The 8,015-nt window shown below is 41.2% G+C and carries 11 protein-coding genes; all 11 read right to left on the reverse strand.

Annotated elements, in window-relative coordinates; translation table 11 throughout:
• A partial coding sequence (locus AAGC65_RS23200) for an NADH-quinone oxidoreductase subunit D (protein ID WP_343114851.1) occupies positions 1-946 on the reverse strand: 946 nt, incomplete at its 3' end.
• Positions 947-1,061: 115 nt separating this feature from the next.
• Positions 1,062-1,565, reverse strand: coding sequence for an NADH-quinone oxidoreductase subunit C (locus AAGC65_RS23205; protein WP_343114852.1), 504 nt, complete (start codon positions 1,563-1,565; stop codon positions 1,062-1,064).
• Positions 1,565-2,107 carry an NADH-quinone oxidoreductase subunit B gene (locus AAGC65_RS23210; RefSeq protein WP_343114853.1) on the reverse strand — a complete coding sequence of 181 codons (543 nt, stop codon included), beginning with the start codon at positions 2,105-2,107 and terminating at the stop codon, positions 1,565-1,567. Before AAGC65_RS23210 ends, AAGC65_RS23205 begins: the two co-directional genes overlap by 1 nt.
• A 215-nt stretch (positions 2,108-2,322) precedes the next feature.
• A complete protein-coding gene (locus AAGC65_RS23215) occupies positions 2,323-2,694 on the reverse strand; it encodes an NADH-quinone oxidoreductase subunit A (RefSeq protein WP_343114854.1) in 372 nt (123 codons plus the stop codon).
• Positions 2,695-2,770: 76 nt separating this feature from the next.
• Positions 2,771-4,468 (reverse strand): hypothetical protein, encoded by a 1,698-nt coding sequence (locus AAGC65_RS23220; RefSeq protein ID WP_343114855.1) that lies wholly within the window; start codon positions 4,466-4,468, stop codon positions 2,771-2,773.
• A gap of 10 nt (positions 4,469-4,478) precedes the next feature.
• The gene (locus AAGC65_RS23225; RefSeq protein WP_343114856.1) at positions 4,479-5,408 is read right to left on the reverse strand and encodes a substrate-binding domain-containing protein; all 930 of its coding nucleotides are present in this window, start codon (positions 5,406-5,408) and stop codon (positions 4,479-4,481) included.
• Positions 5,398-5,628: a hypothetical protein gene (locus tag AAGC65_RS23230; protein WP_343114857.1), complete on the reverse strand. Its 231-nt coding sequence runs from the start codon at positions 5,626-5,628 to the stop codon at positions 5,398-5,400. Before AAGC65_RS23230 ends, AAGC65_RS23225 begins: the two co-directional genes overlap by 11 nt.
• Positions 5,628-6,455, reverse strand: coding sequence for a TonB family protein (locus tag AAGC65_RS23235; protein ID WP_343114858.1), 828 nt, complete (start codon positions 6,453-6,455; stop codon positions 5,628-5,630). The genes AAGC65_RS23230 and AAGC65_RS23235 overlap by 1 nt, the downstream gene beginning before the upstream one ends.
• A 57-nt stretch (positions 6,456-6,512) precedes the next feature.
• Entirely contained in the window at positions 6,513-7,073 is a 561-nt protein-coding gene (locus tag AAGC65_RS23240; protein WP_343114859.1) for a biopolymer transporter ExbD, read from the reverse strand.
• Between the two features lie 6 nt (positions 7,074-7,079).
• A complete protein-coding gene (locus AAGC65_RS23245) occupies positions 7,080-7,706 on the reverse strand; it encodes a biopolymer transporter ExbD (protein ID WP_343114860.1) in 627 nt (208 codons plus the stop codon).
• 109 nt (positions 7,707-7,815) lie between these two features.
• A partial coding sequence (locus AAGC65_RS23250; RefSeq protein WP_343114861.1) for a MotA/TolQ/ExbB proton channel family protein occupies positions 7,816-8,015 on the reverse strand: 200 nt, incomplete at its 5' end.

Raw genomic sequence — 8,015 nt, forward strand, 5'->3', positions numbered from 1 at the left:
CCATGTTATTATAAACTTCTTCTTTTGGAGGCAGGTAAAACTCGGGCACATCAGCGTGAAAAATATCTGTTGGCTCTTTTTCCAGTTTCACCAGGGCTTGCTCAATAATGCGCAGGCTCTGCCACATTTCTTCGTTACGTACTAAAAAGCGACTGTAAACATCGCCATTGGTACCAACCGGTACTTCAAAATCAAAATCTTCGTATGATGAATAAGGATTCATGGCCCTTACATCATAATCAACACCCGCAGCACGTAATATAGGGCCGGTCCAGCTGTAGTTTAAAGCATCTTCGGCAGTTACCGCGGCCACATCCTTGGTACGGTCAACAAAAATACGATTACGATTAAACAGTGCTTCAAACTCCTTTAATACCTTAGGGTAATTGGCTACGAATTTTTTGAGTTTAGTAAACGCTATGGTATTGAAGTTACGCTCAAAACCGCCTATACGACCAATATTGGTTGTTAAACGCGAACCGCAAACCTCTTCATAAATTTCATAGATATGTTCGCGCCATTGCATCATGTAGGTAAAGCCGGTTAGGGCTCCTGTATCTACACCTAAAATGGCATTACAAACAATATGGTCTGATATACGGGCCAGTTCCATGATAATTACACGCAGGTAATCAACCCGTTTAGGAGTGGTTATGCCCAGTAGTTTTTCAACCGTCATGTGCCAGCCCATATTGTTAATAGGCGACGAGCAATAGTTTAAACGGTCGGTAAGTGGCGTTATCTGATAAAAAGGCCTATGTTCGGCAATTTTTTCAAACGCGCGGTGAATATAACCAATGGTTGATACGCCGCTTACAATCCTTTCACCATCAATCTGTAGCACGTTTTGAAATACACCGTGGGTTGCAGGGTGAGTTGGCCCGAGGTTAAGGGTTGAAAGCTCGCTTTGCGGATCGTTGTCTGTATATACAGGATGATTTTGCATCAGTATAATTGTTTTTGTTAGAGTCAAGAACCCAGAATCAAGAGTCAAGATAAAAGATAACCTTATTGTATATTTCTCTTGATTCCTGACTCTTACCTCTTGATTCTATCTATTTTTATCTTCCGAAGAAGTAATCCTTTTTATCAACACGGTTCGGGTCTTCCAGCGGAAACTCTTTTCGCATCGGGAAAGCCGTCATGTCATCAACATTTAATATGCGGCGCAGGTCGGGGTGCCCGTCAAATATAACTCCGAAAAAGTCATACGTTTCACGCTCCATCCAGTTGGCGCCTTCCCATAGTACAGTTGCTGTAGGGATATGCACATCACCATCAGTTAAAAAAACCTTTATCCTGATGCGGGTATTTGTTGTAAGGCTGTGCAAATGGTAAATAATACCAATTTGTTTTTCCTGCTCAGGATAATGTATTGCGGTAATATCTGTTAAAAATATAAACCGAAGAGCAGCATCTGTCTTTAAAAAAGTTAACAGGTCAATGATCTGTTCCCTACCGGTCTCTACGGTAAGCAACCCGTAAGGCTCGCCCACAACAGTTACCTGCTGGTCAAATTTCTCACCAATTCTTTTTAAAAGCTCTTCGTTAGGTATCTGGGCCATTATTGAATTCCGTATTTAGCTAACAGTTCCTGGTACTTAGGTTCATTTCTGCGACGCAGCGATTCTGTTTGTACCAATTTTTGAATATTCATAAAGCCATCGATAATAGCTTCGGGACGGGGAGGGCAACCTGGTACGTAAACATCTACCGGTATAACCTCATCAATACCCTGCAAAACAGAGTAGGTATCAAATATACCACCGCTTGAAGCGCAGGCGCCTACAGCCATCACCCAGCGGGGCTCGGCCATTTGCAGGTATACCTGCCTTAATACAGGGGCCATTTTTTTGGCGATAGTACCCATAACCATCAAAAGGTCGGCCTGGCGCGGCGAAAAGCTTATACGTTCGGCTCCAAATCTGGCCAGGTCATAATGAGAGGCCATTGTTGCCATGAACTCAATACCGCAGCATGAAGTAGCAAAAGGCAAAGGCCATAATGAGTTGGAGCGTGCTATACCTATTACTTTATCAAGCGAGGTAGCAAAAAACCCGGCGCCTTCTACTCCGGCAGGGGCATCAACTAATTGAATATCACTCATTGCACTATTTTAATAGAAATTTACTATCCCTATAAGATGGATAGCGATTACAAATTTACAATAATAACGATGTAAAAAGTACACTATGAGCACTTGAGAGGTGTATTTAGAATCAATCTAAAAAAGCCCCCTCTAAATCTCCCCCGAAAGGGGAGACCTTATTTACCCTTTCCTTTTCAAAAGTCCTCCCCTTCGGGGAGGGTTGGGTGGGGCTATTAGTCCCAATCTAAAGCACCTTTTTTTATTACGTAAATGAAACCTAATAATAGCGTGCCCATGAATATGAACATTTCAATCATGCCTTCTTTGCCCATATCTCTGAAATTAACGGCCCATGGGTACATAAATATTACTTCCACATCAAACAGCACAAATAATATGGCAACCAGGAAGTATTTGATGGATATTGGGGTACGGGCGTTACCTACAACCTCAATGCCCGACTCAAAAGGCGTAAGCTTGTCTTTAGTAACACGCTTAGGGCCAATTTTATGCGTTACAAACATTGTGGTTACCACAAACCCTATAGCTACCAGCATTTGAAATATGATGGGCAAATAATTAACAGGTAAACTTTGTAATTCCATGATGCAAATATACTAATGCAACTATAATAAAAAAGGCCTCTTTTGCAAGAGGCCTTTAATTGTATGCTAATTTTTACTATTTACTTTTACCTGCTCCACCCTGTTTGGCAAAATAGGCCTGAACCTGCTTATTAGTAGGATCATTGTCACGAGCCTTGGTGTAGTTTTCGGTTGCCTTGGCCGGGTCTTTTTCTTTATAGGTATAATAGTTACCTAAGTAAACATAGCCTTCGGCAAGGTTCTTTTTAGTTTTGTCATCGGCAGCACCTTTAGCAAGTATCAGCTCAATGTATTTATCATAAAAAGGCTTTGCATAACCTACAATGTTGTTACGGTCCTTTTCTTTCAAATCGTTAACACGTGCACGATACAGGTAAGCATCGGCATAAGGTGAAGTAGCAGTTTTAGCAATTACATAGCTGAAAGCGCTATCGGCTTTAACTAACAATGAATCGGCATCTGGTCTTTTAGAATCATAACCAAAATAGTAGCTGATACCTTCGTAAAAGTAGTCGGTAAGTTTTACACTGTGACCACCTTTTTGAGTAAAGGTTCTGTAAGCATCACCTGCTTCGGCATATTTCTTCTGACCGTATAAGTTTTTAGCAATTTCACCGTAAACCTCAGTTTGGGTTGAATCCATTGTTAAAGCTTTTCTTAAGGTATTGATACCCAAAGAATCCTGACCTGATGCAACTTGTATACGGCCCATATATAAATAATCACGCGGAAGGATACGTTTTGGATCGGCTTTCTGGAACCAGCTATTCATAGCATTCATTGCAGCAGGATAATCTTTATTTTCAAACGCTGAGTAAGCCAGGTAACGGTATGCTCTTGCGTTGCTGTTTGCCGATTTTGATAGGTCGGCAGCTACCTGCTGTAGGTCTTTATAATCACCGGCCATCAATAAAAAGTCGCCATAGTGCATTTGCGATTCTACTGACTGATCCGTTAGGCTGATGTATTTTTTGTAATGATCTGCAGCCTCTTTAATTTTTACAGATGCTTGTTTAGCATCTGTGTTTGCCCAGCGCAGATCTGTTTCAGCCCACTCGCGGTAAGCAGGGCCATAATTAGGGTCAATAGCTAATGCATCCTGAAATTGTTTTTCAGAATCTTCAAAGTTATTAGCAAATTGCCACAATACACCAGTGGCCACCTTAGCACCCGGGTTTTTAGGGTCGATGGTTGATGCATCTGAATAAGCCTGATAAGCTTCGTTGCTTTTTAATTGTGAACGGTAAGCATTACCCAGGGTAATTAACAGCTCAGCATCTTTCGCGTTCACTGCTTTACCTTTTTGCAATACAGCGATAGCCGCGTTAGCATCGGCAGGAGCTACCTTTGCACCCGGACCCGGAGTAAGCGGCAATAAATAAGCCTCACCTACATACTGAAACGGTTTTGAGCTTTTACCGGCTAAAGCAACAGCCTGGTTAAAGTTGTTTGTTGCACCTGCATTATCTTTATCTAAACGGGCAACAGCACCTAAACCAGCATAGTTTAACGCGGATTTAGAGTTTACAGCAATACCTTTGTTGAAAGCTGCTTTTGCAGAATCGGCGTAATCTTGTTTAATATACACCCATCCTAAATAAAAGAAATTTTCGTCCTTATCCGCTTGTGTAGCGGTAAGGTTCTTAAGCATCGATTTAGCTTTCTGATACTGTTCGGCGTCAATAGCTTTTTTGGCGTCGGCGAGACTTTGCGCAAAAACTGATGAACCTACTAATACCAGTCCTAATGATGCCGTGGCTATTTTACTGATCATTTTCATATTTTTAATTCAATTTATTTTTTATACTTATCTCCCTTGTGGGTATTGAATCGGGTAACAGGCCCGACTTTAAAATTATACGTTGACCGGTTGGACTTGCCAGGAAATGAGCAAAGCCCATTCCTAACCCAACCTTGCTTGAGCAATTTATCATATACAAACCCCGGCTCAGGGGGTATTGTTTTAAGACAAGTGATTCCTGCGATGGTTTAAAATACTGATCGGGGTACTGTTTGCTGGCCTCATCTCTAACGCCTACAATTTTCACCTTTTCCACGTAACCTGCATAATCCTTATCCGGATCATTTAGCCAGCTAAAGCCGGTTATACCTAAAGCATCCGGATGTTCACTAACATATTTTAAAACCTCTTTGTTTGATTTAAGCGCGTAAATGTTTTTTTGTGTAAAACCCTTACTGCCTGTAAGTTCCTTCAAATATCTTACCAAACTTGAGTTGGGATTGTCAAAAACTATGGTTCTGTTGCCATCTCCCTGCCCGGTCAGTAATTTTTTTAGCTGAGCAACGGTGATCAGGGTATCATTTGATGCTGTGTTTACGATAAGCGCTACGGCATCTGTAGCAAACCGTACAGACTCCACTACCAACTGTCTTTTTGCAATAACAGAACGCTCTGCCGTATCCAGCTCACGCGAAAGGATAGCTACCCGAACACTGTCGGCCATGAGCATGTTTACAGCTTCGTTTTCTGTTTTGTACTGAATTACAGGCTTGGCCTCGGGGTTCAGGTTGGTGTAAATATAAAGCTCCTGATCAACTATGGGTGAAAAAGAAGCATCTGCAACAAAAGTTGCAACACCCGCTTTAAAGTTGCTGTCGGCAGTATATTTTGTGGCTTTTTGTTGACAAGCTGTTAAACCTGTTAGCAAAAGTGCTGAAAAAATTAAAAGTTTACTGTTTATACTAATCTTCATACTGATCCTTCTTGAACAACCTCGAAAACCGCAGAATGGAGTAACCGATAATAAACGCCCCAAATAACAGGCGCTGATTTTTTGACAATTGTACCGGCAGTTGTTCCCAAAACATGATCATGATGCCTAATACGACAAAACAAACAAAGGTGACAGTGCCTAAAATAAACAAAAACCGCCTTTTGGGCGATTTTTGTTCTTTATTAAAATTAAATGGCATTATTCACTCGCTAACGTAAAGCTGATTGGAACGCTGTATTGTACACGCACCGGACGACCATTTTGAATACCTGGTTTCCATTTTGGTGAGTTTTTCAATACACGAACGGCCTCTTCGTCGCAACCGCTACCGATACCTCTTGTAACTTTAATGTCGGTCAAAGAACCATCTTTTTCCACAACGAAAGTTACAATTACACGGCCTTGAGTTCCGTTTTCACGGGCTACTGCAGGGTAACGGATGGCTTTACCAAGGTAAGCACCGAATTTATCCAAACCTCCCGGAAACTCAGGAACCTGCTCTACCGAAGTAAAGATCTGGTTAGGATCGGCTTCTACTACTTGTTTAACGTCAGAGTTACCTACAGGCTCATCTATACGGATGTCTGCATTAGGGTCACCCTTCTGGTCTTTCTGACCTGGGTCAGCTACCTGAAGTTCTTTTACGGTTGGTGGATCTTTCTCCTTAACCTCATTATCCGGTTTTACAACCGGAGGTGGGAAACGCACCTGATCTACCTTTGGTTTTGGTGGTTCAGGCGGCGGCGGAGGTGGTTTTTTGGTTTGATCCACAGGTGGTGGAGGTAACAGCACTACGTCTGTTATCTTCACTTTTTGATCAGCCTTAGGGATTAATCCCTGAATTCTGTTGATAATAGTAGGTAAGGCAATCACAAACACGAACACAACAATAGCTATGATAAGCGCACGTGATGTATTTTTAGGATTATCTCTTCTTAACTGGTAAGCGCCGTATTCCTTGTTCCTTTTACTAAAAACAACATCAATCCAACTCTGATCTAATATGTCTAATTTCGATCCAAACATCTTTTCTTAGTTTTTTAGATTTTAATGGTGATTAATAACGTGTTTTTTAACTATTTATTACTTCTTGCCTGCAGGCAGTTCGTTATATAAACCATCTTTTTGCAATAATGCAATTTCTGATGGAGTGATATCAACTATACCGTAACTTGTTATGTTAGTGATATTGATCTCGTCAAGTACGCTAACCATGTTTTTGTATACAGACCTATCACTTGGTTTTATTACAACAAACATGAATTTACCTGTTTTTTCCTGTACTTCCTTGCTTTTATCAACAAGTAATTTACGTAAACCGTCTTTACCGTAACCGATAGTTTCCGGTGCCGATTTTCCAGGTTCGCCCAGGTACCACTCCAGTTTATCGTCGCTACCTAATAACAGGGTTAATGAACGTGAAGCTGCAATAGGTAATTGATCTTTGGTTTTCTCGTCCTTATCAGGCATTGCAAGGTCCATCGCTTTAGGCTTGGCCAATGTGGTTGTCATGATAAAGAAGGTGATCAACAAGAAAGCCAAATCCACCATCGCTGTTAAGTCTACACGGGTTGATTGCTTTTTACTTCTAACCTTCTTCCCGCCTTTATGTTTGCCTCCCCCGGAGGTGTCTAATTCTGCCATGATTTCTTATTTTTTAGCTGGAGCGCCACCGTCTCCACCCAGGTCTGTTATTAAACTAAACTTGTTAGCTTTTTGCTTTTGCAAAATCGCTATAACGTCTTTGATAACCGGGTACTCTTCTTTGCTATCACCTTTAATGGCTAAACGCAGCTGCGTATTGTGTAAAGCAACAGTAGCCTTACGTGATTCGCGGATCCAGTTAAACAACTCGTTACTTACAGAATCGCGAGGGATACCTGGTTGATTCACTTTTTTCTGCTGATCAACAGACATCGCGATAAACTGCTTAAGCTGGTTAAACGGAACGCCTACAGAAGTTATTGCCGAAAACCTGGTTAACTCATCAGGAGTGAAAGTTACTTTATAAATTTCGCCCATCTGAACTAAGGTTTGCTTACGCAGGTCAACACCTTCCATTCCGAAAAACGCTTTTCCGGCGCCTACAGAAATGGTTGCAAAGTCAGCATCGGGAACCGGTTGTTGTATCGATGACTTAGGGATATCGATAGGAACCGGATCTTCGGTTTTTACTTTTGCGGTCATGATAAAGAAGGTAAGCAAAAGGAACGCCACGTCGCACATGGCGGTCATGTCAATTGCCGTACTCTTCCTTGGAACTTTAATCCTTGCCATATCTAATCTTTTTTAAAAAATATATAGTGTTTATTAATATACCATCTGCGCTTGTTGGTTTAATCTTAGTGCAGTAACACACAGATGAACTAAAGCACTTATATATTTATTATCTGTTAGATTTGTGTGATGCAGCAAATGTTTGAACGATGCTGAATCCAGTTTCGTCGATAGCGTAAGTCAGTTTATCAATTTTTGATGTAAATACGTTGTACATTACAATTGAGATAGCTGAAGTACTGATACCGAATGCTGTGTTGATCAAAGCTTCAGAGATGTGTGCAGATAATTCAACCTGGTTAGGTACAC

Source organism: Mucilaginibacter sp., assembly GCF_039207105.1.
Taxonomy (GTDB): Bacteria; Bacteroidota; Bacteroidia; order Sphingobacteriales; family Sphingobacteriaceae; genus Mucilaginibacter.

What these genes read in the sequence shown, in the direction of transcription:
- AAGC65_RS23205 (WP_343114852.1), bottom strand. Translation starts at nt 1,565, where the DNA reads ATGGCCCAGATACCTAACGAAGAGCTTTTAAAAAGAATTGGTGAGAAA.
- AAGC65_RS23210 (WP_343114853.1), bottom strand. Translation starts at nt 2,107, where the DNA reads ATGAGTGATATTCAATTAGTTGATGCCCCTGCCGGAGTAGAAGGCGCC.
- AAGC65_RS23215 (WP_343114854.1), bottom strand. Translation starts at nt 2,694, where the DNA reads ATGGAATTACAAAGTTTACCTGTTAATTATTTGCCCATCATATTTCAA.
- AAGC65_RS23220 (WP_343114855.1), bottom strand. Translation starts at nt 4,468, where the DNA reads ATGATCAGTAAAATAGCCACGGCATCATTAGGACTGGTATTAGTAGGT.
- AAGC65_RS23225 (WP_343114856.1), bottom strand. Translation starts at nt 5,408, where the DNA reads ATGAAGATTAGTATAAACAGTAAACTTTTAATTTTTTCAGCACTTTTG.
- AAGC65_RS23230 (WP_343114857.1), bottom strand. Translation starts at nt 5,628, where the DNA reads ATGCCATTTAATTTTAATAAAGAACAAAAATCGCCCAAAAGGCGGTTT.
- AAGC65_RS23235 (WP_343114858.1), bottom strand. Translation starts at nt 6,455, where the DNA reads ATGTTTGGATCGAAATTAGACATATTAGATCAGAGTTGGATTGATGTT.
- AAGC65_RS23240 (WP_343114859.1), bottom strand. Translation starts at nt 7,073, where the DNA reads ATGGCAGAATTAGACACCTCCGGGGGAGGCAAACATAAAGGCGGGAAG.
- AAGC65_RS23245 (WP_343114860.1), bottom strand. Translation starts at nt 7,706, where the DNA reads ATGGCAAGGATTAAAGTTCCAAGGAAGAGTACGGCAATTGACATGACC.